Origin of the sequence: Citrobacter braakii, from assembly GCF_002075345.1 — a bacterium.
In the GTDB taxonomy this organism is placed as follows: Bacteria; Pseudomonadota; Gammaproteobacteria; order Enterobacterales; family Enterobacteriaceae; genus Citrobacter; species Citrobacter braakii.
On the sequence record NZ_NAEW01000001.1, the window covers coordinates 140,504 to 163,144 of the forward strand.

A 22,641-nucleotide genomic window follows, 5' to 3' on the forward strand; every position below is an offset into this window, starting at 1 on the left:
TATGGACGGATTTGCTGAGGGTTTACTGGCGGGGTTCAGTACCGTTGATAATGCGATGCAGCAGCGTAAGGCGCTGGGGCTGCGTGAGGCTGCACTGGCTCAGGAACAGAAGAACGCCGATCGTAACTATCAGATGGCGCAGGACAGATTTAGCTACGAAAAAGAGACAGGCGATCGTGATTATCAGCACACGCTGAGCAGGGAAAAAGTGGGTGATGAGCACTGGGGAAAGGAGTTTGGCTTAAAACAGTCTGAGTCAGGTGCCCGTATAGGAATGGAGCGGCAGCGTCTGGGGATGCAAAAGGAGGAATATGATTTCAGGATGAACAATGCGAAGTATCAGCAGATGATGCAGCAGAATGAACCTATAACGAGAGGGATAACGAATGCTATTCAGGCGGGAGATTGGAGTGCAGCACAAGACATGGCTGCTGATGCTGATGATCGCATTCCGATTGTTCGCATACTGAAAGATCCAAAGTACGCACAGTCAACGGTGTCAGCCGGGCAAAAACTCTACAGCATCATGTCGTCGCCGGAAGCGCATAAAGACCCGATGGCAACCCTGCACAGCATTAACGAAAACATGGGTGATATTGCACCTCTTTTCCAGACAGAAGCCAATCGTTCCGTTGGTCAGGTTGATCCGAAAACCGGGCAAAAAATAGTATCTGCACAGGTACACCATATTGCCCCTGTACCGGATAAGAGTGACCATAACCATCATTCCGCTGATGATGTCGCCGTCTTTGTCAAAGTGAAATATGCAGATGGAAAGGAGGCGATTAAACCCATTACGGAGAACCGGAGTTCTGATTTACGGGATAATGTGAAACGCGTCAGTATTCACGGATTACTGGATACAGCATCATCGCGTGTCGAAGCCAGCCACAATTACCTTCAGTATTTGCAGCAACCGCAGGGACTTTCAAAGGCTGATATCCAGAAAGAAGAGGCTAAGATTTATGCGAGCGCGGCAAGAGGTGGAACAGATGGACAGGTAGCGGTCGACCAGTTCGAGGCGAGGCTTGGGCTTCCTGGCGCGAAGGCGAGGGTTCAGCAGTCGCAGATAGATGGTGCGTCAAAAAAATTACTGGAAGATCCCGAAATTGCAGGTAATTCCGATGCGGTTGATGCGGTCAATTATTATGTGCAGACGGGAAATCTGGGCATGCTGAAAAAGGATGAGGTTTTAAAAGCCGCAAGCAAAGCTGAGGATGAAAGAAAAAAAGCGAAAAAGGCCATGGAGAAAGCCAGTAACGACGAAACACACAGGTTGATAAAAGAGAATTACGGTAAACAACGTCTGCCCCCTGTTTAGTCCTGATACACATGTTTTATTGATAATTCCTGAGCCTGCTTATGCAGGCTTTTCTGTTTTTAAGGAGCATAAATAATGCCTTTAATTCCTGATGTACGTCCCGAAGCGCAAAAAATAAACCCTAACCGTACCGATCTGAATATCGAGCAACCTGACGAGCAGCCTTTTGACTATCATGCTTACCTTGACACCCTGACTCCCGGAAACGTCAAGGATTACCGTACCGGCGCGAATATGAAGGATTATGGTATTGCGGTCACATCTGGTGCTGCTAATTTGCCTGAAGGTGTGGGTGCGCTGGCGAATTTTGGCGGTCAATGGCTGGAGAAAAAAGCGGGTGAATTATCGCCCGACCATTTTGTGGCAAAGTCTGCTTTGTCTGATATTGGCGGATTTCTTCATAAAGGCGGACAGGCTCTCCAGGAGGGGGTAAGCGACTGGAAACAGGATCTGGAGTCCGGTTATTCCGAACAGGCGAAAAATGCCCTTGAGCAGGGAGCTACAGGTAGCATAGCCGGACTGACGCTGAATCTGGCTAATGTGTTTGGTGATTTAGGCTCAATGGCGCTAACCGGGGGACTGGAAGGCATTGCGGCAAAAGGGGTTACATCAGCATTACTGAGGCGGGAAGCCGTATCCGGGCTTGTCAGAAAGGGATTGACTAAAGAAGCCGCAGAAAAGGTTGCTGATGATGCGATGGAAATCGCAGCCAGAAAGACGGCAGCAACACAGGCAGGCAAAACCGCCAGCAAATATGGCTTTATCGCGAGTGGTACGGCTGATGCTCAGGGTAATACCGCAGCGTCAGCAGCGCAGGGGGTGCTGAATGCCTCGCCGCAGGAACTGGCTTCTTCCCCGACCTTTGTGAATCTGTATCAGTCAGTTCAGAGTGACCCACAATACGCCCATCTCAGCGACGCTGATAGGGTTCAGGTGGCGAAAGAACAACTGGCGAACAGGGTTGGTATGTCTGTCGCAACCGACCCTAAACTTCTCGCCGTCAATATCGGCAGTACCATGATGGGCGATAAGGCCGTGGCGGATATGGTACTGAACGGCGTATCAAAAAGCATTGTTGGGGGATTTACCAAAGGTGCATTAAGGGAAGGTACGCTGAACGGTCTCCAGTCCGGCTACTCACAGTATGCGCAGAATGTGGCGCGTGATGAAGATGCGGGTATTGCTACCGATCACATGCAGGGTGTGGCACATGCAACAGGAGAAGGTACGCTGCTGGGCGGTATTCTCGGCGGTGGTGCCGGTATTGTTTCTGGTGTTCGCGGTCGTAACAGTAAGCCTGATATGCAACGAACCGATGCCGCGCGTGAGGCATTTGATGCTAAAGCGCAACGCGCCCGCGAAATGGCGCAGGATTCCCCGCATACGAAACCCGCCGACCCCGTTGAAAGTTACCGCCAGCAGTTTTCCGGTCTGAGTCGCGACGAACTGTTACAGCATTATACTGATGCCGACCTTGCGCCCGAAAATGATGTTGATGCGGTATATCGTAAACATGCGTCTAATAGTCTTCTCAAAGAGATGGAGCGTACTGACCAGTTGAAGGGTATCGTTGGTGAGATGCAGGGTAAGCCGCGTAATGAGGTACTGGCGGAATATCGTGACCTCAACGAGAAAGAGAAGCGCAATGAGACTGAACAAATACGCTGGGAAGCCGCACGTCAGGTACTGAAACCGCAGCCGAAAGCGACTGAACAACCACAACAGGCAGAAGCGCCACAGAAGCAGAGTATTTCTGTACCTACAGTACGTTTCGGTGATGACATACCTCATATCGAGATCACACAGGGGTCTCCGCGCCCACCTGAGCGTATTGAGAAGGTTCGTTCCGATAACAATTATTTTTCCGACGCACGCAGCGCAAAAAACAGTGATGTTTTCCGTAACGCTGAGCAGACCGGGTTAAAGCCGGAAATCGTTAAAAAAGGTGATCGTCAGTATGCGGTTGAAATGGATAACCCGCAGGTATCCGAAGACCGCGCAAGGGGAGTGATTAACACCCTGGCGATGGGTGAGCGCATACCGGATAAGCCAAAAACCACTGATCCGATGGAAATTCCCGCCTTTATGCGTGATCCGCGCTTCCGCGATTTTACTGACGAGCCGACGGAAGTTCAGCAGCACCTGACCCGTCGTAATGCGCCGACACCAGAAGAACTGGTGCATGAGCAGATGGCTAAAGGGGACTCAGGACCTACTGATAATGAACTGGCTGAGCGTCCGCGTCTGCCTTCACCTGGTGATATCCATCCGGGTCAGGGTTATCCGATGCCGGGAGACGTGCGCCATATGCCTGACGAACCTCCCGCTGGTCGTGGCGGACGTTACACCACGACTGGTGAGGTACAGGGGCAAAGCTACGAGAAAGGCCGTCAGTCCGTCTCACCTGAAGGTGTACCTCGCCAGGGTGAAACATTCCGGGGTGAACAGTCTTATCGTGAGTTGCCCGCGCCGGAAGGTCGGGAGGGTGGTAAAACTGAACATGAGCAGGAGATGGAAGACCGTCGCGCCCGCCTGGAAGAGGCTGACCGGATGGTGCAGGCGCAGCAGAAGCATGAAAAGGCTGCAGCAGAACGCGAGAAGAAGCACGATGAAGCGCTGGCGTCATTTCTGGCAACCAAAGACGGGGAAATGCACCGTAAACGCGCACGTAATTACCTGACCAGCAGCATAAAAAGCGATGGCAAAATTACGTCAGTACGTGAACTGGTGGAAAATCGTGTGGCGGATGGCTGGCGCATAAGAGAGAAAGACGGTACGCGCCGACTGGAACATCCTGATGGTCGTTTCCTGTTTGAGAAGGATATCGGCAAAACGGCGATGGACTATGCTGATCATCTTATCGAAAAGCACGAAATGGCGGCAAAGGCTGGTGAGGGTGAAAATAATCCATCGCAACCCGAAGTTCAGGAGCCGGAAAAGACAGAATCCCCTCGAGCTGCGGCCGAAAAATCCGGCGAAAAAATTGATGATTTCGGTGAGGTGATCCACGGCGCAGCCAAACATCGCCGCGCGGTACTGGCTGATGATCTGAATACGGATAAAACGGCAGAAGACTACAGAACTCAGCCGTTCAGCAAACTGTTTCCGAAGCCGGACTATGAAAAAATGGCTGCGGAAGGAACGGATAATAAAACACTGGCAATGCTGGCGCTGTTACGCAACATGATACCCGCGAAGCCCCGTGCATCCCATCGCCTGAATCGCTGGGCAAAACAGGTTGAGGAAGTCCGTGATACCGCCGGACAGTTGCTGGATGGCAGTCTGCCCGCCGATAAATTCATTGACCGTATCAGCCAGGAAAAAGGTTCGCATTATCGCGAGATAGTGAACACCTGGGAGATGTTACATCGACTGTCACCTGCACAGATTGAGCAGGCGTCAGGCTACCGCGTCAAAACCCACGCCTACAGCATGTTCGGGGGTAAGGAGTACAGCCCGCCGAAGGTGATCCACTCCCTGGAAAACGATAAAGGCCGTAGTGTTCTGGACTCGGAAGACCTGAATGACCTGCATAAAAAAGCGAAGGCGTATTTTGACCAGCAGTCCGGCTCCCCGAAGTCTGCTGATGATAAAACGAAACTGGATATCTACCAGCATAAGCGCTCGGGGGAAGTGTTCATTGCATACGGTAAAAATAAAACCGTGCTTCAGCGTGGTTTTAAAACGCCAGCCGAAGCCCGCGAATACACGAAAACTCACCGCGCCGGGTTGCTGGAAAAACTGAATGCGCTGCGTGAACAGTCCCGCGAGGAACAGCGTAATGCTTCCAACCGTGACCGCTCAGGTCCCGATCGTCGTGAAGGTGACGTTACGCCGGAGAAGTTCAGTGATGCGTTTGGTTTCCGTGGCGTGCAGTTCGGTAACTACGTGGAGGGACCGCGTCGTCAGTCTGACCTCAACCGGGCATATGATTCGCTGATGGATATGTCGGACGTGCTGAAAGTTCCGGCTAAGGCACTTTCCCTGAATGGTCGTCTTGGCCTGGCATTTGGTGCGCGGGGTAAGGGTGGCAAAAATGCCGCCGCTGCCCACTATGAACCAGGGCAGGTGGCGATTAACCTCACCAAAGGTAACGGGGCCGGTTCTCTTGCGCATGAGTGGTTCCACGCGCTGGACAACTACTTCGGGCAGCATGACGTCGCCAGGGATAGTGATGTTGCTTCCGGCGACAGGTTCATGACCGCACGTGATACCCGGGGGAGTCTGTATCAGCCTGAAGCATACCCTGTGCGGGAGGAGGTGTATGACGCATTTATGGGCGTCGTGAAGGCTGTTAACAATAGCGGTATGCGTCGTCGTAGTCTCCTCCTCGATGATGTTCGCAGCAAACCGTACTGGTCTACCTATGTTGAAATGTCTGCGCGTGCCTTTGAGCGTTACGTACAGGATAAGGCCAAAGCCGCTGGCGTTGAGAACGATTATCTGGTGAATATCCGTAAGGCTGATGACCACGGCTCACCGGATACTTACGCCTACCCGACGAACGAAGAGCTGGACGGCGGTATCCGCCAGGCATTCGATAAACTTTTCAGCACCCTGAAAACCCGCGAGACTGACAAAGGCGTGGCGTTTTATTCCCGTGACGGACTGGAGCGTACGCCGGAAGGCAATGTGATTTCACAGACCGGACACAGCGCTGATACTCAGACTCAGGGCAGCAGCGTACGCAAAGTGAAAACCGTGGCCCGTACCGTGATGGACCGCATTAAGGATAACGACCTGAATGTTCGCGTGGTGAAATCGCAGGCAGAAGCGGCAGAACTGGCCGGAGAATCGCTGGATAATCACGGTAAAGTTCACGCCTTCTATCGCCCTGACGAGCATGAAATCGTTCTGGTGGCTGACAACCTGCCTGATGGTCGTACGGTACGTGAAAAATTACGTCACGAAATCATTCACCATGCGATGGAAAACGTTGTCACGCCTGCCGAGTACAAAACCATCATTGATAATGTGCTGAAAACCCGCGACAGCAATAACGCCACGATTAAGGATATCTGGCGCAAGGTTGACGCCTCGTACGCTGATGAATCGCCACAGGTGCAGGCGGGTGAGTTTCTGGCGCATATGGCGGAGAAGCACACGCCGGGTAAGCTGGGGGCAGCATGGAACCGTATTGTCTCGCTGGTGAAGGCTGTCCTGCGCCGTACCGGACTGCTTCAGCCGTCAGACCTCAACGATATCGGCTATATTCGTGACACCATCAGAACGTTAGGCCAGCGTGTACGTGAAGGATACGTACCGCGTGATGGTGGCGAGGTATCTTACTCGCGTACGGGCAAACCTGATCCGTTCAAAGTGCCGGAAGGTGAGGGTGAGCGCTATCGCCGTGATTTAGCGAAAGCTGTAAAGTCTCACCGCTCCTCCGATATCAGCATTACGATAGGCCGCACCCCTCCGGTACTTCGTCATATTGGGGCGCCTGATTTACCGCTGGTGATCTCCCGCGATACCGTGCGTAAGGCTACAAATGGTGTTAAACACGACGTACCGATGGAAGTGATAGAGCAGCTTCCCGAACTGATGCATGATCCAGAGGCTGTTTATCAGTCCGCCACTGAAAAAAATGCGGTCGTGATGCTGTTTGATGCCGTTGATAAAAATGGCGATCCGGTGATTGGTGCAGTGCATCTGAAAGCAGATAAAAAAGGACTTGAAATAAATAAGATTGCGTCTGTTTACGGGGCTTTCCCCAGCAAGCTTAGCAAAATGGACAGAGAAGGGTTGGCGTTGTACAAAAAACAAAACCCTGATAATCAATCTGCCGGGGTGCTCCAATTGCACGGGGACAGCGATCATCAGGGTTCAGGTAGAAATATACTCTCTCCTGACGACATACGCAAGGGTCCGTATTACTCCCGTTCCAGAAGCGCACTTTCGCCGGAAGAAACGCTGGCAGCCCGCTTTGTACGTCGCGTGCAGGATAAATTCCAGGTGCTGAAAGCGGTTCAGGACAATATACGCAATTCCGGCGGTAAGCTGGATGACAGCAACAACGCGTATCTGGCGGAAGAACTGTTCCACGGTAAGGCCGAGAATGACCTGAACGTGATGAAAGAGCGCTATGTTAAACCGCTGGCGAAGCTGCTCGCTGACTATGACATTCCGCAGTCTGCCCTTGATGAATATCTGTATGCCCGCCACGCGTCTGAGCGTAACCTGCATATCGCGAAAATTAACCCGAAAATGCCGGACGGTGGTTCGGGTATGACTAACGCGGAAGCGGCAGGGATTATGGATAAGATACGCCGCAGCGGTAAGCAGGCACAGTATGACCGTCTGGCGGGTATTGTTGATGACATGCTGGCGCGTCGTCGTGAGCTGATTAAGACTGCCGGACTGGAAAAAGAAGGTGTTGTCGATGCCTGGCAGAATGCTTATAAGCACTATGTACCGCTCAAGGGGCAGGATGCAGACGGTGCATTACCGCGTACCGGAAGGGGCTATGTGGTCAGCGGCAAGGAAAGCAAGATGGCAATGGGTCGTAACTCTAAGGCTCAGTCACCCTCGACGCAGGCTATTCAGGACTTAACCGAATCCCTTATCCGCAACCGTAAAAATGAGGTGGGTAACGCCTTTCTGAAACTGGTGCAGGATAATCCGGATAAGGACTACTGGCAGGTATTCACTGATGATAAACCGGATACCACGCGCCGGATTGTGGAAAAAAACGACCCGGAAACGGGTGAGACAATCCGCCAGGTTGAGGAAATGCCAGTCCCGATGGCGATGATGTCAGACAGATATTTCCCCACCAAAAAAGACGGCAAAACGTACTACATCAAACTCCATGATGAACGTCTGGCGAAGGCAATGAAGAACATGGGGCCGGAAGTTACGGGAGCAACGCTGCGGGCATTTGGCAGTATCAACCGTTTCCTTTCATCTGTTAATACCATGTACAACCCTTCATTCCTCGTCACTAACTTTGGGCGTGACCTCCAGACGGCGGTAATGAGCATTTACGGTGAGCAGGGGCGGTCTGACGGCCTGCTGGTGGGTAAAAAAATGTCTGCACTGAGCGTGGTTCGCGACAGCGGTATCGCCATGAAAGCGGTGTATGACAGTCTGCGGGGTAATCAGCGCAACGGTAAGACAGGTGAATGGCAGAAACTATGGAAGGAGTTTGTTGAAGACGGTGCCAAAACAGGCTGGTTCCGGATTAACGACCTCGAAGGCCGGATGAAGGAGATGGACAGGCTTGTGGCACAGGCTAAGGGAGGCTGGCAGGGGCAAAGTATTCAGTCCTGGCACGCTTTCTTTAAACTGGTGGAGGACGGTAACAATGCGGTGGAAAACGCGCTGCGCCTTTCAGCCTACAAGCATGGACGTGACGCGGGCATGAGCAGACAACAGGCCGCCTCCCTTGCCAAAAATCTGACGGTGAACTTCAACCGTCGCGGTGAGCTGGGTACGGTGCTGAACTCTCTGTATATGTTCGCCAATGCCAGCGTTCAGGGTACTGCCAATATGATCCGTGCGCTGGGGCGTCTGGAGGGTAGCGGTCCACTGTTGCAGCGTCTGCGCTGGAGCAATCTCAACCGGACGCAGAAACTGTCGCTGGCGGCGATGGGGGCCGGATATCTGCTGGGTTCGCTGAACCGTGCAGGCGCGGGCCAGGACGAAGACGGCGTGAACTGGTATGACAAAGTACCGGATTACGTGAAGGAACATAACCTGGTCATCATGAAGTCGCTGTTTGGCGGCAGGCAGGGCGAATACTGGACGTTCCCGTTACCTTACGGCTACAACATGTTCTACCTGCTGGGCGGTACGATAGAAGGCGTGGGCAGCGGCGGCATTAAGCCAGTGAAAGCGGCAGGGAATATCATCGGCGGTGCGCTGGGCGCGTTTAACCCACTCGGCAGCGAAGACTCCGAAACGCTTAGCGGTACGTTGCTGAAAAATCTGTCACCCACGCTTCCACGGCCTTTCATTGACTATGTGATGAACGAGAACTTCATGGGTACGCAAATCCGTCGTCAGAATGCGCCGTGGGGTACGCCAAAGCCTGACAGTACGCTGGGCCGACGTTCAACGCCGGAAGTCTATAAGTCTTTCGCGAACTGGCTCAATACAGCGACAGGCGGCAGCCAGTACCGTTCCGGTGCGGTTGATATCAACCCTGACAGCATGAAGTACTGGATTGATTATATTTCTGGTGGTACAGGGCGCTTTATTGGTCAGACGGTCGACGCCGCCGCCAAAACGTACAACGGTATTGGTATTCCGGCTCAACAGGTCCCGTTCCTGGGTAAACTGTCAGGCCAGGTTATGCCGTACGCTGACCAGCAGAAGATGTACGACCATATTGATGAACTGAGTCAGTACAATGCTGAACTGAAATCGTTAAGCGGCGCTGACCGTGCGGCATTCAGGAATAAATACAACGGACAACTCTCGATGAACGGCATCACTCATCAGTCGCAACTCCAGCTTAAAAATCTGCGCAAGCAACGGGACGAGGTTTACTCCGATCCAACGCTGACCGCCAGACAACAGGCCGACAGGGTGCTGATGATTGAGCAGAACATGAAGAAGGTCGTGGACAGGTTCAATCGGGAGTACAGGGAGAAGGTGGGAAACTGACAAGATAGTGAAGGCACTGACCGGGGGTCAAGCCTCCGGTCACGTGTATCAGAAAGCTGAAGGAATCACAAAAAATTGTTGGTATATTAGCTTTCGATAAGTATTTAAGATATTGATTTTAAAAAAGTTGGAATGTTGCTGATATACCAAGAATTAATATTAACTCTTTGATATTATTTATATTGTAATCGGTCTTGAAAACCGGCGACCCGAAAGGGTTCTAGAGTTCGAATCTCTACGCTTCCGCCAAATACGAAACCCAAGTCGTTATGCGACTTGGGTTTTTTCTTTTCTGCCAGTATCCAGTATGCCATTACCGTCTGGCTTGCGCTGGCTCAGTTGAGCAGGCATCGGACAGGTCACACCCCTTTCATCTTGCCGCCAGAGCTCCCGGATAGTGCCGGGCGATAATGTCGTTCAGCTTATCAACCAGTTCTGCTCGTCTGAACGTAATATGAGCCGTCCCCTTCTGAAAGTATTTGATTGAAAACATCTCGTCTTCGTAACGGTTGCTGTGCCGGTTTTCATGGATATGGTCGCTCAGCCGACGGGTAACGTCAGCGCGATTGTCGGGGACAGGCTGACCATCCATAAGCATCAGCATCCGCTCAAGATCAGCTAACCGAGCGCACTGCCGGCCCCAGTTAAGCCCAAATCCTCACCGGTCAAATTTGACCAGCCCCGTCACGATGATCTTCTTCCCAAATTTACATGGGCTATTGGTCTTAAAATCCCACGATAAGCCTTTGAACACATTTATCACACCGCGCTCAAACACCTCGCCTTTATTCAGATGTAGTTGCTCAAACGTGCTCAGGATATTCTCAGCGCTATCACCGATGAGCGACTGGTCCTTATCCATCAGGAAAATCAGGGGTTGTATGCCGCGCGTAACGCCGCACTGGCGATTCACAGTGGCGAATGGGTGGTGTTCCTGGATGCCGATGATCGGATAGCCGAAACAGGCCGCGTCGGACCTGGCCCAGAAAGAGAAAGCCTTTGACGAAACCGTCAGTACTGAAGTGGCTCGCGGCCTGTATCAGGAAAAGAAACAGCTTTCCGGTCAGTGGGATGACTTTCACAATGCCAGAAATAAAGCCTCCCGGGCACTGCAGCGTATTGTGGACTCCGCGTATAAATTCAAAGTCAAAACACTGCTTTCCGGCACTACGGTGAATAACTGGCAAAGCAAGTACGACCAGCTCAGAAAAGAGAGAGACGCTTATGCTGCTATAAGCGAGAAAATCACCTTTCTGGAACTTGAAGATAATGCCGACTGGGAAAGCGTAAAACAGCAGTTTCTGGATAAGGTGGCCCTGCTGGAAAAAGCGCAGGAAGAAAAAGAATATCAGGCAGATCTCAAGCGTCAGATGCGGGAAGAAAAACAGCGTCAGGACGAACTGGAGAAGCAGCAGCGCGAAGCGGAAGAGGAGGAGCAACGCCTTGCTGAGCAGCAGCGCTTACTGGGGGAGGCTCTGCTCGCTGCTGAAGGTGCTCACCGGGAAGAGCTGGAACGACAGCGTCTGGAGCTGGAGCAAAAAATCCAGGACGTGCATCAGCAGTATGAGCGCGCCAAATCCATGGCCCAGCTCACGAAGCAGGGCCATGTGTATGTGATTTCTAATATCGGCTCCTTCGGTGAAAACGTTTTTAAAATTGGTATGACCCGACGGCTGGAGCCTATGGAGCGCGTGAAAGAGTTAAGTGGCGCAGCCGTGCCGTTTGATTTTGACGTCCACGCCATGATTTCCTGCGATGACGCTCCTACGCTTGAAAAGACACTGCATGACCATCTGGAAAGCTACCGGATTAACCGCATCAACCTGCGTAAGGAGTTCTTCCGGGTCGAGCTCAGCAGAATTATCGATGAGGTGGAGCGTCACCACGGGCTGGTTGAATATATTGCTGACCCTGTGGCGCTACAGTATCTGCAGAGTCTCGAATATGCAGAAAGCGAAGCCGCATAAACAATGACTTTCAATAGCTCCTTATACGTCAAATGGACAACGGGTCATGAATGACATCTCCCCACGGTAAAATAAAAAACGGTATCCGTGCTCACTGCACCAATCACGAAAACTCGAACAAATCCATGTGCTGTTGCAACCCGGCCAGGAACATCGCTTTTAGCTTTGACTCTGCGAAGAAAAGCTGTCAGTACCATATCTGATAAAACGATCTGTTTACGTGGAGAAGGGAAAACGAGCTCTTTATGCAGGCCCCACATATTTTCAATTATCGCCATTGCCTGTTTTGACAGTGGTACACGGTGCATCTGACTGGCTTTCATTTTTTCTGCAGAATAGTCCAGACAGCATTTTTAAAGTTAACTTCAGACCATTTCATGGCTAGAGCTTCCCCTGAACGACAAGCCGTGAGTATGACAATACTCAGCAACGCTTTGCTGACATTGTAAGGTTCACCATGCTGGATGTGGGTTGCCAGAAAAAGAGGGTTACTCTTCCATGGCATAGCTGGCTGATGGACCCATTTTTGCTTATAAGGAAAATTTGAAACCTGTTGCTGTGAGAGTTAGTGCTGTTACGTTGCCTGAAATTGGCAAAGGAATGGAATTACCGGGCAACTATCAGACTCACCACTTCAGCCCTGGCGAGCTCTGGGTAACTTCTTTTTCGCTGGATATGATTGGTGCTGACTCTTCGAAAATAAAGCCCTCAGCATTAAGTGCGAGGGCTGGAAATAATTAATTGCTATATTTCCCTAAAAACACGATGGCGTTATTGTCCGAAATGAATAATGTATAATATTCATTTGACGAGACCGGTTTAATACCTTTTTTTATGATATCAGATAGTTTGTTTTTATTTTCTTGCTCATCCCCATAACCATGAAGGGTTTGCGTGAACCCTTTGTTGACCAATTGATATGACGCTAAAAACTCAGTAGCTGGAAAAACGAAATGGCCTATAAGTGGTTTGTTATCTATTAATAACCTTGCTCTTTCATTTTTATTCAATTGGCCTACAGTACCAATGGATACGATGTCTTTATGAGTGGCAATGTCTTGCGCAATCATGCTAAAAACAAAATCTTCATATTCTTGTTGTGACTTCATAGCGTTGCTTAGTTGAGCACTAAAAGCAAGCGAAGCAATGACTGGGATCAGTGCAGCGTATTTAAAACGAGGAGCGAAACGCATAATCGGGATAGCAATTATAACCAATATAACTGAAAATGAGACTAAAGTACGGGGAAGTACTGGTGCGTCCTGAAGTAATAATGTTGGCCCCATAAGTGAAATAATGAATATTAAAAAGGATACAGCTCCGTACAAAATAAATGATGCTATTTGCTTTATATTATTACGGTAAGCAATGAGCATAAACACGCAACTTATAAGTATTGGGATTGCGAAGTAAATGTAAACCGGGTGATATAGATAAGAAAGAACCATTTCTTTTAAGGCAATTAATGTTTTGGCCAGATGCTCTAATCCCTCTTGGTCTAGATGTATTAATTCTGCTCGAGAGTTATTTTTAGGCGAGAAGAAAAGCATATAGATAAGAAAAAATGATACGAATAAAATTGTTTTTTTGAATAAGAAAATTATTGATTCCTTGACCTTTACATCTTTTTTTGTTGCGATGATGATTACATCAATTGCAAGCAAACCAATAAAAATATTGGCACATGGTTGATATAAAGTTAAAGATAATACGCCAGCGATTAATTTTGTCGCAACCTCTATCGTCAGATTTTTATTTTTATAAGTATATGCAACCACCGTAAGGAAAAAGGCAATCGACATTCCGAGACTATCATATCTGTACGCAATATTTTGCAAAATGAATGGGTTGAATATTAAAAGTGCGGCAACCATGTTTGCGTTCGGAATATCTGATTTAATCAGGTGTTTACTGAGCGCAAGCGCAGATGCGCCTAAGAAAATACATGATGCGAGCATGGTATAAGGAAATAGGTCCAGGTTATAGTGCCCACTGGCAGAAAAAAATCTGGTTAAAATATCTGCAAAAGGTCGACCTAAACCACGCCAGCCGTAATATCCAGTTATAGACCTGTCTAAATCATCTCTGTAATATATGCCTGCCTGGATTAACGGGTAAATAAACAACAGGGCTAATCCTGAGTAAATAAACAATGCTTTTTTATCGTATCTGGAGAACATTTTAAATCCCGTCTTGTTTTTTAACTATATAACGTGGCCGTTGTTTGGTTTCGATGTAGATTCTACCTATGTACTCACCAAGCACACCGATACCAATTAACTGAATCCCACCAAGGAAAAGGATTGAAACAATAATAGATGGATATCCCGCGACCGGATTTCCCCAAAAAATCTTGTCTATAATCATCCATGCACCGAACAAAAAGGATACAGCGGCTACAAAAAAACCAATGTAGGTCCATATTCGCAATGGGAACGTTGAAAAACTGGTAATACCCTCCAGAGCAAGATTCCACAATTTCCAGCCATTAAATTTTGATTTACCAGCAATGCGTCCTGCGCGTGTGTACTCAACAACATCAGTATTGCCACCTACCCAGCTAAGCACACCTTTCATAAAGAGATTACGTTCCGGCATGAGTTTGATGTTATCAACTACATCGCGGGACATAAGTCTAAAGTCACCAACATTTTCTTCGATCTTTGGATCGCTTATTTTATTGTGTAATTTATAGAACCATTCAGCGGTTTTGCGCTTCAGTTTTCCATCCGTGGAGCGGTCTGCGCGCTTTGCCAGCACAATATCTGCACCCGCAAGCCACTTATCGACCATCAATGGAATTATTTCGATTGGATCCTGTAGGTCAACATCGATCGGAATAACTGCTTCACCAGAGGAACGCTCAAGGCCGGCAAAGATTGCTGGTTCTTTTCCAAAGTTGCGCGTAAATGATATGGGGACGACGAGCTTATCAGATACGGCGAGAGCATTAATGATTGATTCTGTAGCGTCTTTGCTACCGTCGTTGATAAACACAATTTCAACATCATATTTTTTTAGTTCTTCATGTCCACGCACAGTGTTGTAGAAAATAGGTATTGTATCTTCTTCATTGAACACCGGCACAATCAGAGAAATTTTCATTTCGGATCCCTAAAAACAATGAACCTGGAGTATAAGAAGCCGCATACCAAGCTGATGGAGGAGAACTCTATCAACGTTATGAGAGGGGAAATGTTGTAGTGATCAGATACCTGACCAGAGATAAAGCTTAGTAGTCCCATAAATCCAACAAATAGCACATACCCTCGGCCGGTGGCTTTTGCGCTAAATGTAAATTTTGCGTTTGCAAAAAATGAAAATGTCACAGCTATCAAAAATGCCACCACGTTGCTCACGGCCTGGTCATTTTTCATGATGTATACCATGATGCCGAACACCGCCCAATGTAATGCCGTGTTTACAATCCCTACGGAAATGTAGCGTGAAAGTAGCTTTATCATAATTAAGAAAGGTTTAATAGAAAGTGTGCGAGTTTAACATTGATACAAAACGAGATCGACACTTCGACTTTTACCTTTCGCAGAGACTTGTTTTGCGATACCTCCGAGCGACTGTGCCGGGAGCGCGGTTTTCCGCTGGGCCACAAGCCCGCAACACTAACTCTCAGAAATGAGAGGCCGATCCTCTGAGCAGGACTTTTGTCCTCAATCCTCTGCAATCCGCTGGTTACAATCCCTGCATATCTTCAATACCCATAATTCAGGAATTGTTATGACTGCACATATTAATGCCAAAGCGGGTGATTTTGCGCCAACCGTTATTATGCCGGGCGATCCGCTTCGCGCTAAGTTTATTGCCGAAAATTATCTAATGGATTACCGCGAAGTCACCAATGTACGCAATATGCTGGGCTATACCGGTCTTTATTTTGGGCAACCTGTTTCGGTGATGGGACATGGCATGGGTATTCCGTCAATGACGCTTTATGCTCATGAACTGGTACATGACTTCGGTGTACAGCGAATTATTCGTGTCGGCAGTCTGGGGGCAACACAACATCATGTCAAAATGCGAGATATTATTCTTGCCATCGCCGCCGGAACGGATTCCGTCACAAATTTAAAACGTAGCGCGGGCTACACGATGGCGACATCTGCCCATTTCCCATTATTGCAGCAGGCGTGGGCATTGGCGCAGAAGGCCGGTATTGACGTTAAAGTCGGCAATGTCTTCAGTGGCGATCTTTATTACGATCCTGACGAAAATTTAATACCTGCACTGGAAAAGTTTGGTGTGCTGGGTGTGGATATGGAAGTGGCAGGGTTATACGCTTTAGCGCATCAATTTAATATTGAAGCGTTGGCTATATTAACCGTATCCGATCATTGCCTGACAGGAGAAGAAACAACGGCGGAAGAACGGCAGTTAACCTTTAAAAATATGATAGAGCTGGCGCTAAATACAGCTGTTACGGCTTAGCATCAGCATTTAAATGAACCAATCAGAGATGGCATTATATGAAGAATAAAATAGCACTTACGCTGATTAGTTTTCTGGCAAATTTTATTATGGCAGGATTTGCCAGTCAGTTTGGCATGCTGATTGAACCGATTGCAGTACGCTACAGTGCCGATGTGAATACCGTCGCCTCGATATTTTCGTTGCTTAACGGTGGGGCGTTAGCCGGGACCATCGCCGCCTTTTTCCTGATTGAGAAAATCGGCGTTAAGCGTATGACGCTCATTATCTATTCGATAGTGTTCCTCTGCGCTCTGGCAATGCACTTAAGCCCTGGCTTATGGCCGGTGATGGTCGCCATGACCCTGGTGGGTTTCTGCGGCGGGATTGGTCTGTGCGTGGCGGGAACGATCGTGGTTTCGGTTTGGCAGGATCGCATTCAAAGTACGATGCTGGTGGTGCAGGACGCCACCTTTAACGTCGCGGGCGTAGTTTTCCCGCTGATTACCACCTTCGCCCTGACGCACAATATGTCGTGGAGTTACAGCTATCTGAGCGTAGGCATAGTGGCCTTACTCACGCTGGGCGTTGTGGCTCTCACCCGCTTTACCGCCTGTGAAGCGGCCCCTGCAGCGGATAGCGCAGACCCGGTGAAATCCGAGTGGAATCCAGGGATTATCAGCGGAGGCATTGGCCTGTTCTTAGGTATGTTGGCGCTGTATACCTTCCTGACCTGGGCACCATTATTTGTGAAGAACAAATTTGGTATTCCCTTCGAAGAAGCAGGTAATATTATTACGCAATACTGGGGGGCTGCGCTGGTCGGCGCGTTAGTCTCAACCGTTATTGTTTCCCGCGTAAAGATACATTATTTCCTGCTTAGCATTATTTTGTTAGCTTGCGTTATTACTACCATCATTGTCACGAAGGAAAATATCTCCGGGCTTGATTATCTGGCCTATAGTTACGGGTTTGTCTGCGCAGCGCTGTATAACTCCTTTATTGCCTACGGGGTTTCTTTCGTGAAGCGCGCGAGTAGCCAGAACGTTTCTTATATTTTAATTAGCGGTAGTGCTGGCGCCATGTTTAGTCCGGCGATCAGTGCGCTAATGGAAAAAACTATGGGGTTGCAGAAAATTATGTACGCAATACCGGTGTTGTATTTAATTATCTTTATTATGTTGATGGGTACATTAAAACTCAAACGTAATTAAACACAGTAATAACGCTTACCTCTTTAATTAGATAGCCCGCCGTCACGCCATTTATCTGGTGGGGCGACACTCAACCTTGCTCAAAGGAATTGAAAATGCTGAAGAAAAATAAATCAATGATGAAAAAAACAGTTCTGGGTGCGGTAATTGCGATGTGCTGTACGCAAGCGCTTGCGGCTGATTATGCTGATGGCAACATCCGAAAAAATGATTTTAACTGGATGCAGATGAACTTAATGCAAAGTGTGGATGCGAAAGTGCCTTATGGTATTCGTAATGACACCTATCTTGAGCTGGAGTTTGGCGCACGATCCGGGATTATCGATCTGTATGGTTATGTGGATTTCTTTGATATTTTGGATCGCGAGCAGGACGATCGTCACGGGGGAGATAACTTCTTTGCCAAGATATCTCCACGTTTTTCCCTCGACGCCATTTTTAATAAAGATTTATCCGTTGGGCCATTTAACGAATTCTATATCGCAACGGTAAATAACATTGGTGACCGGGAATTATTTGAGCATTACGTTGGTCTCGGCACGGATGTTAAAGTGCCGTGGTTTGGTCTGGTGGGAATGAACATTTATGCGCACTATGTACGTGAAAATTACGGTGCAGATAACGAAGGCAAGTGGGATGGTTACATGTTCTCGACCAACTGGTCGACGCCGTTCTATACGTTCGCCAACGGCAGTTATTTGAACTATCAGGGTTACTTTGACTACCAGTTCGCCGCGAACAAGATTGCTAACCAGCCGTTATATAGCAATAACGCGATTGAATGGTATAACGGCATCTACTGGCATTCAGAGCATTATGCAGTAGGTTATGGCTTAAAATATTTTCGCAACATGGCATTAATGGAAAATCACGGTGGAGCAGGGCGTACCACCGGGCTGGGTCACTATTTCAACCTCACCTATAAGTTCTGATTGCGCTGAAATGACACACCAATGCTCTGTTTGTCAGGGTTGGTGTGTCAGTCAATGATGTCATTGCCGAGAAATTTACGCAGCCCATCCAGATCCTTAATCTCCAGTCCTTGCTTCGTGCGCGTTACCAGCCCGGCATCCGTCAGCGCTTTCACCGCCCGCCGATAGACCCGGTCGGTGGTGCCAAATCGCTCAGCTTCCTGGTATTTTTTATGAAAACCATCCATTGGCTGCTTGTCCTGATGCTGGCGATACAGGTCATACGCCACGTTATGTACGATAGGGTAGAGCATCCGGTGCAGGAAGATTTCCAGCATATCCTGATAATCAACGGCCATTGCGCTGGCGAAAAATATCGCCAGTCTGGGGTGCTGGTTCAGCGTTTCCTCCAGACGGTCACAGTTGCATACCGCCACGGTCAGCGGTTCTTCGGCTACGATATCAAGCTGGCAACGATACCCGGTAAAAAACTCCATTTCGCCAAACAGTTGCTCATCACATTCCATTGCACCCAGTTGAAAACGGCGACCATTCTCCGCGCTATAACGCAGAGAAATTCTTCCTGACTGCACCATGATCAGTCGATCGACTACCTGTCCCTGGCGGTAAAGATAGTCATCTTCCTGGATAATCTGTGTTTCAGAGAGCAACTCCTGGAATATCTTCTCAATTAAGGCATCATCTTGCTGCCAGATATTGTGAAAACGTCCTTTTGTGAGGGGTTTAAGCTGCATGGCTCAACGTCTTATTGTTTGAGATAATTCTTATCGCTGACTGTATGCCATCTGCTGCGCAATGTCATTAAGAGCGGGTTGCGGATAATAAAAGGGCCAGCACCATGCTGGCCTTGACACATTAAGGATGGCTGATAAAGCGAGACAATCGCTGGCGCAGCAGGCGGTTTTCCTGCCGCAGTTGAGCGTTCTCTTCCAGCAACGTCAGCGCAACGGCAATTCCCGGCCAGTCAAGTTCCAGCTCCTGACGCAGGCGTATCGCGCGACGCATGACGTTCAGCGCATGATCGTCAAAAGTCTCGTCTTCATGAGGTTCTATCACCCCTAAGCCGACAATCTCATGTAGCTCTTCTTCTGACACACCGGTGTACAGACAAAACTCGGTAATGGTAAAGGTGACGGTGACGTTAGCCATTATGCTTTCCCCCACTCTTTGCGCGGATCAAAGGTCTTTTGTGCATCCGCCAACTGCTGCCACAGGGCGGCGCTGGCGTCGTCAGGTTTCGGCGGCATGACGATTTTGATCACCGCATACAAATCGCCGGTATGTTTTTTACTTACCAGACCTTTGCCTTTAATGCGTAACCGCTGCCCGGCCTGGCTGCCCGCAGGAATGGTCAGCAGGATGCTCTCTTTTAACGTCGGAACGGTTACTTTCGCGCCCAGCGCGGCTTCCCACGGCGCCAGGGGAACGACCACTTCCAGATCCTGATTAACGATATCGAACAGCGGATGTGGCGCGATATGAATCACCAGCCACAAATCACCGTTTGGCCCGCCGTTTTCACCGGGGGTGCCCTGGCCTTTCAGACGAATACGCTGACCGTTACCGACGCCAGCCGGAATTTTCACATTCAACCTTTTAGGAATTTCACGTTCGACCATGCCGAACGCATTGTAAACCGGCAGGGTGTAACTGATCGTGCGGCTATGCTCAGTAAGCGTTTCTTCGAGGAATACGGCGACTTCAATTTCAATATCGTGCCCGCGGCTGGCATGACGCTGGCGAGACTGTTGCGCATGCTGACCAAAGATGGAGGAGAAGATATCGTCGAAATCTTCGGCGTTATAGCGTTGATTCTCTCCTTGTTGGAATTGACGGTTGAACTGTGGGTCGTTGCGGTGCTGCCACAACTGGTCGTACTCGGCGCGTCGCTGTTCATCACTCAGGACTTCCCAGGCTTCAGCAACCTCTTTAAACCGGGCCTCCGCGTCAGTCTCTTTGCTGACATCAGGATGATATTTACGGGCGAGTCGACGATAGGCGGTCTTGATTGTCTTGAGATCGTCTGTCGGTTTCACGCCCATAATGGCGTAATAATCCTTTAATTCCATAGCGTTCTCTCGTGTAAATCAACACTTGCAGAAGGTGAACCCTGACAACAGGTATCACCGCTAAGTTTAGGGTAATCCTGATAACGGAGAATGCCAACCGGGAAGGGAGGATATTGCTATAAACGATGCGGGCGTTGCACCACCAACAGCGCTTTTTGACGTTATGGCGTCTGTTGTGTGGTGCGAATAGTGAGATTAGCTAAACATCAGGATTTAGTGATCAGGAAGCGGACCGTATCAGCATAGTTTTGTACGAACGCGTTAAGGTCATCAGATTTCAGTCCTTTCGGATTGATCATATATTTACCGTTGATAAAAAAGGCGGGCACACCGGTTAAATCTACAGCTTTAGCCATTTCTTGCTGTTTGGCGGTTAGTGATTTTACGGCAAAACTATTCCATGCAGCATCATAATCACTGGCACTGACGCCCGCGCTGATAAATACGTTACGAATATCGTCCGCCGATTTAATGGTTTGTTTTTTCTGCACGGCATCAAAAAGCAACGGTTTAACTTTATCTTGCACGTTCAACAGCATGGCGACGGACCAGGCGTGCGTCATGTCTTGCCCCAGAGGGCCTAAAAAGTCGACGTGGTATTCGGTGAGTTTGACGTCAGCAGGCAAAACTTTTTTCACGTTATCAGTGATTTCAAAAACTTCATCGTACTGATAGCAGGAAGGACAATAGAATGAGAAAAACTTCAGCGCTGCCGGGGCTGAAGCGACGGGTTTTTCCAGTGAGATAAACTCTTTGCCGTCGGTAAATGGTGCTGCCTGAGCGCTAACGGTAAAAAGTAACCCAATCAGGGGTAATAAATATTTTTTCATTTCCATATACTCTAAATAACATTCAATAAACAAATTTTCTGCGAATGAATACGCTCTTCATTGCGTCGGGCTATAATACGATAATCACCTAAAAATGCGCTGCCCCTTACTTTCATTTACGCATCAATACGTAGCGGGACAGTATTTATGTACTGTTCTGCGAATATCCTTTGGTACTCTTCGTAAATAGTGAATGATCACTTCCGTGATATTTTCGTAATTACTTTGGCAATGTTATATTGTAATAAATAAAAACGGAAATATGATTAATTATCATTTGATTTATAAAACGTGAGCCGCAACGCGTTGCGCTATGTTCTGTCAACGCAGCCGTAAGATTCTCTTTTTCTTGTAGCGTGTGAATGAATAGGGTAAGTGTCAGTGATGAGCAACCAAAATGGATATCGCTATGATTGACCACCTGGATCATCTGGTATTGACCTCCAATAATGAAGAGGCATGCGTTCGTTTTTATGTCGAACTTTTAGGGATGAGGCTGGAAACCTTCGCGCAAGGGCGGAAAGCCTTCGTCTTTGGCAATCAGAAAATTAACCTCCACATTCGGGGAAAAGAGTTTGAACCCAAAGCTCACGCGCCAACGCCGGGGGCGCTGGATTTGTGTTTTATCACCACGCGTGCGCTGGAAGAGGTGATTGCCACGTTTCAAACGCACGGGGTCGATATTGTTGAGGGACCGGTTGCACGAACCGGTGCGATGGGACCGATTCGCTCGGTTTATGTCAGAGATCCCGATCTCAATCTGATTGAAATCGCGGTATATCCTGCTGATGACAGGACATAACTTTACAGCGCAAAGGTTGCCAAAACCTGGTGAGTGGTTAAGATAACTCGCATCAATCAGTGAGGGTATAATGGCGAAACGTCAACGGATGGGATGGTGGTTCCTCTGTCTGGCATGTGTTGTGGTGATGGTTTGCACCGCACAACGCATGGCGGGCCTGCACGCGTTGCAGATGGACACCGTTGCCACAAGCGTGGTCGTAAGCGCACAAGCGCAGACCGATGAGGCCTCGTCCGTTACCCCTTGTGAACTGAGCGCGAAGTCATTACTGGCGGCGCCCCCGGTACTGTTCGAAGGCGCTATTCTGGTGCTGTGTCTGCTACTGTCGCTGCTGGCGCCAGTGCGGGCGTTTCGTCTGCCTTTTTTCCCACCGCGAGCCATCTCGCCGCCCACGCTAAGGGTACATCTGCGATTTTGCGTCTTCCGTGAATGACAGAACAGCCGTTGCTGACTGTTAGATAATTATTCACGGAG

The 22,641-nt window shown here is 49.0% G+C and carries 14 protein-coding genes and 4 pseudogenes; 9 read left to right on the forward strand and 9 right to left on the reverse strand.

Translation table 11 applies throughout. The features are described 5' to 3' along the window. The first annotated feature begins 1 nt into the window (after position 1). Both BZK42_RS00755 and BZK42_RS00760 read left to right on the forward strand, forming a co-directional pair. Positions 2-1,321, forward strand: coding sequence for a hypothetical protein (locus tag BZK42_RS00755; protein ID WP_249025116.1), 1,320 nt, complete (start codon positions 2-4; stop codon positions 1,319-1,321). Between the two features lie 75 nt (positions 1,322-1,396). Next, positions 1,397-9,931 carry an LPD38 domain-containing protein gene (locus BZK42_RS00760; RefSeq protein ID WP_080858573.1) on the forward strand — a complete coding sequence of 2,845 codons (8,535 nt, stop codon included), beginning with the start codon at positions 1,397-1,399 and terminating at the stop codon, positions 9,929-9,931. A gap of 370 nt (positions 9,932-10,301) precedes the next feature. On the opposite strand, the pseudogene BZK42_RS00765 reads toward BZK42_RS00760, so the two are convergent. Further along, positions 10,302-10,763 (reverse strand): annotated as a pseudogene (locus BZK42_RS00765) (DUF4942 domain-containing protein); the annotation flags it as partial. Here BZK42_RS00765 and BZK42_RS28115 point away from each other — a divergent pair. Continuing rightward, positions 10,752-10,892, forward strand: a pseudogene (locus BZK42_RS28115) (glycosyltransferase); the annotation flags it as partial. The pseudogenes BZK42_RS00765 and BZK42_RS28115 sit on opposite strands and share 12 nt — an antisense overlap. Then, a pseudogene (locus BZK42_RS00770) lies at positions 10,891-11,898 on the forward strand (GIY-YIG nuclease family protein); the annotation flags it as partial. The pseudogenes BZK42_RS28115 and BZK42_RS00770, both read left to right, overlap by 2 nt. 81 nt (positions 11,899-11,979) lie before the next feature. Here BZK42_RS00770 and BZK42_RS29165 read toward each other — a convergent pair. The 4 genes and pseudogenes from BZK42_RS29165 to BZK42_RS00790 form a co-directional block, all read right to left on the reverse strand. Then, positions 11,980-12,415 (reverse strand): annotated as a pseudogene (locus tag BZK42_RS29165) (tyrosine-type recombinase/integrase); the annotation flags it as partial. A 220-nt stretch (positions 12,416-12,635) separates the two neighbouring features. Then, positions 12,636-14,078, reverse strand: coding sequence for a glucosyltransferase domain-containing protein (locus tag BZK42_RS00780; RefSeq protein ID WP_080858575.1), 1,443 nt, complete (start codon positions 14,076-14,078; stop codon positions 12,636-12,638). Between the two features lies 1 nt (position 14,079). Next, positions 14,080-15,003, reverse strand: coding sequence for a glycosyltransferase family 2 protein (locus BZK42_RS00785; protein WP_046274452.1), 924 nt, complete (start codon positions 15,001-15,003; stop codon positions 14,080-14,082). After that, the gene (locus tag BZK42_RS00790) at positions 15,000-15,362 is read right to left on the reverse strand and encodes a GtrA family protein (protein WP_046274453.1); all 363 of its coding nucleotides are present in this window, start codon (positions 15,360-15,362) and stop codon (positions 15,000-15,002) included. The genes BZK42_RS00785 and BZK42_RS00790 overlap by 4 nt, the downstream gene beginning before the upstream one ends. Before the next feature lie 271 nt (positions 15,363-15,633). Here BZK42_RS00790 and deoD point away from each other — a divergent pair, with 271 nt between their 5' ends. From deoD to BZK42_RS00805, 3 genes are all read left to right on the forward strand, one after another. Beyond that, entirely contained in the window at positions 15,634-16,341 is a 708-nt protein-coding gene (gene deoD / locus BZK42_RS00795; protein WP_016156154.1) for a purine-nucleoside phosphorylase, read from the forward strand. 38 nt (positions 16,342-16,379) lie between these two features. Then, entirely contained in the window at positions 16,380-17,534 is a 1,155-nt protein-coding gene (gene tsgA, locus BZK42_RS00800) for an MFS transporter TsgA (RefSeq protein WP_080858576.1), read from the forward strand. 95 nt (positions 17,535-17,629) lie between these two features. Further along, a complete protein-coding gene (locus tag BZK42_RS00805) occupies positions 17,630-18,466 on the forward strand; it encodes an outer membrane protein OmpK (RefSeq protein ID WP_016152568.1) in 837 nt (278 codons plus the stop codon). 47 nt (positions 18,467-18,513) lie between these two features. Here BZK42_RS00805 and BZK42_RS00810 read toward each other — a convergent pair whose 3' ends face one another. The 4 genes from BZK42_RS00810 to dsbA all read right to left on the reverse strand — a co-directional run bounded on the left by BZK42_RS00810 (position 18,514) and on the right by dsbA (position 21,365). Further along, a complete protein-coding gene (locus BZK42_RS00810; RefSeq protein WP_080858577.1) occupies positions 18,514-19,200 on the reverse strand; it encodes a Crp/Fnr family transcriptional regulator in 687 nt (228 codons plus the stop codon). 121 nt (positions 19,201-19,321) lie between these two features. Beyond that, the gene (gene cbpM, locus BZK42_RS00815) at positions 19,322-19,615 is read right to left on the reverse strand and encodes a chaperone modulator CbpM (protein ID WP_016156156.1); all 294 of its coding nucleotides are present in this window, start codon (positions 19,613-19,615) and stop codon (positions 19,322-19,324) included. Then, the gene (gene cbpA / locus BZK42_RS00820; protein ID WP_080858578.1) at positions 19,615-20,535 is read right to left on the reverse strand and encodes a curved DNA-binding protein; all 921 of its coding nucleotides are present in this window, start codon (positions 20,533-20,535) and stop codon (positions 19,615-19,617) included. The genes cbpM and cbpA overlap by 1 nt, the downstream gene beginning before the upstream one ends. A 206-nt stretch (positions 20,536-20,741) precedes the next feature. After that, on the reverse strand, positions 20,742-21,365 hold the full coding sequence (gene dsbA / locus BZK42_RS00825; RefSeq protein WP_047359508.1) for a thiol:disulfide interchange protein DsbA: 624 nt from the start codon (positions 21,363-21,365) through the stop codon (positions 20,742-20,744). A gap of 397 nt (positions 21,366-21,762) precedes the next feature. On the opposite strand from dsbA, the gene BZK42_RS00830 reads away from it, so the two are divergent. Both BZK42_RS00830 and BZK42_RS00835 read left to right on the forward strand, forming a co-directional pair. Then, complete coding sequence (locus BZK42_RS00830; protein WP_016152573.1) at positions 21,763-22,167, forward strand: VOC family protein; 405 nt, start codon at positions 21,763-21,765, stop codon at positions 22,165-22,167. A gap of 70 nt (positions 22,168-22,237) precedes the next feature. Beyond that, positions 22,238-22,600, forward strand: a complete 363-nt coding sequence (locus BZK42_RS00835) for a hypothetical protein (protein WP_016152574.1) — start codon at positions 22,238-22,240, stop codon at positions 22,598-22,600. Positions 22,601-22,641: the final 41 nt, after the last annotated feature.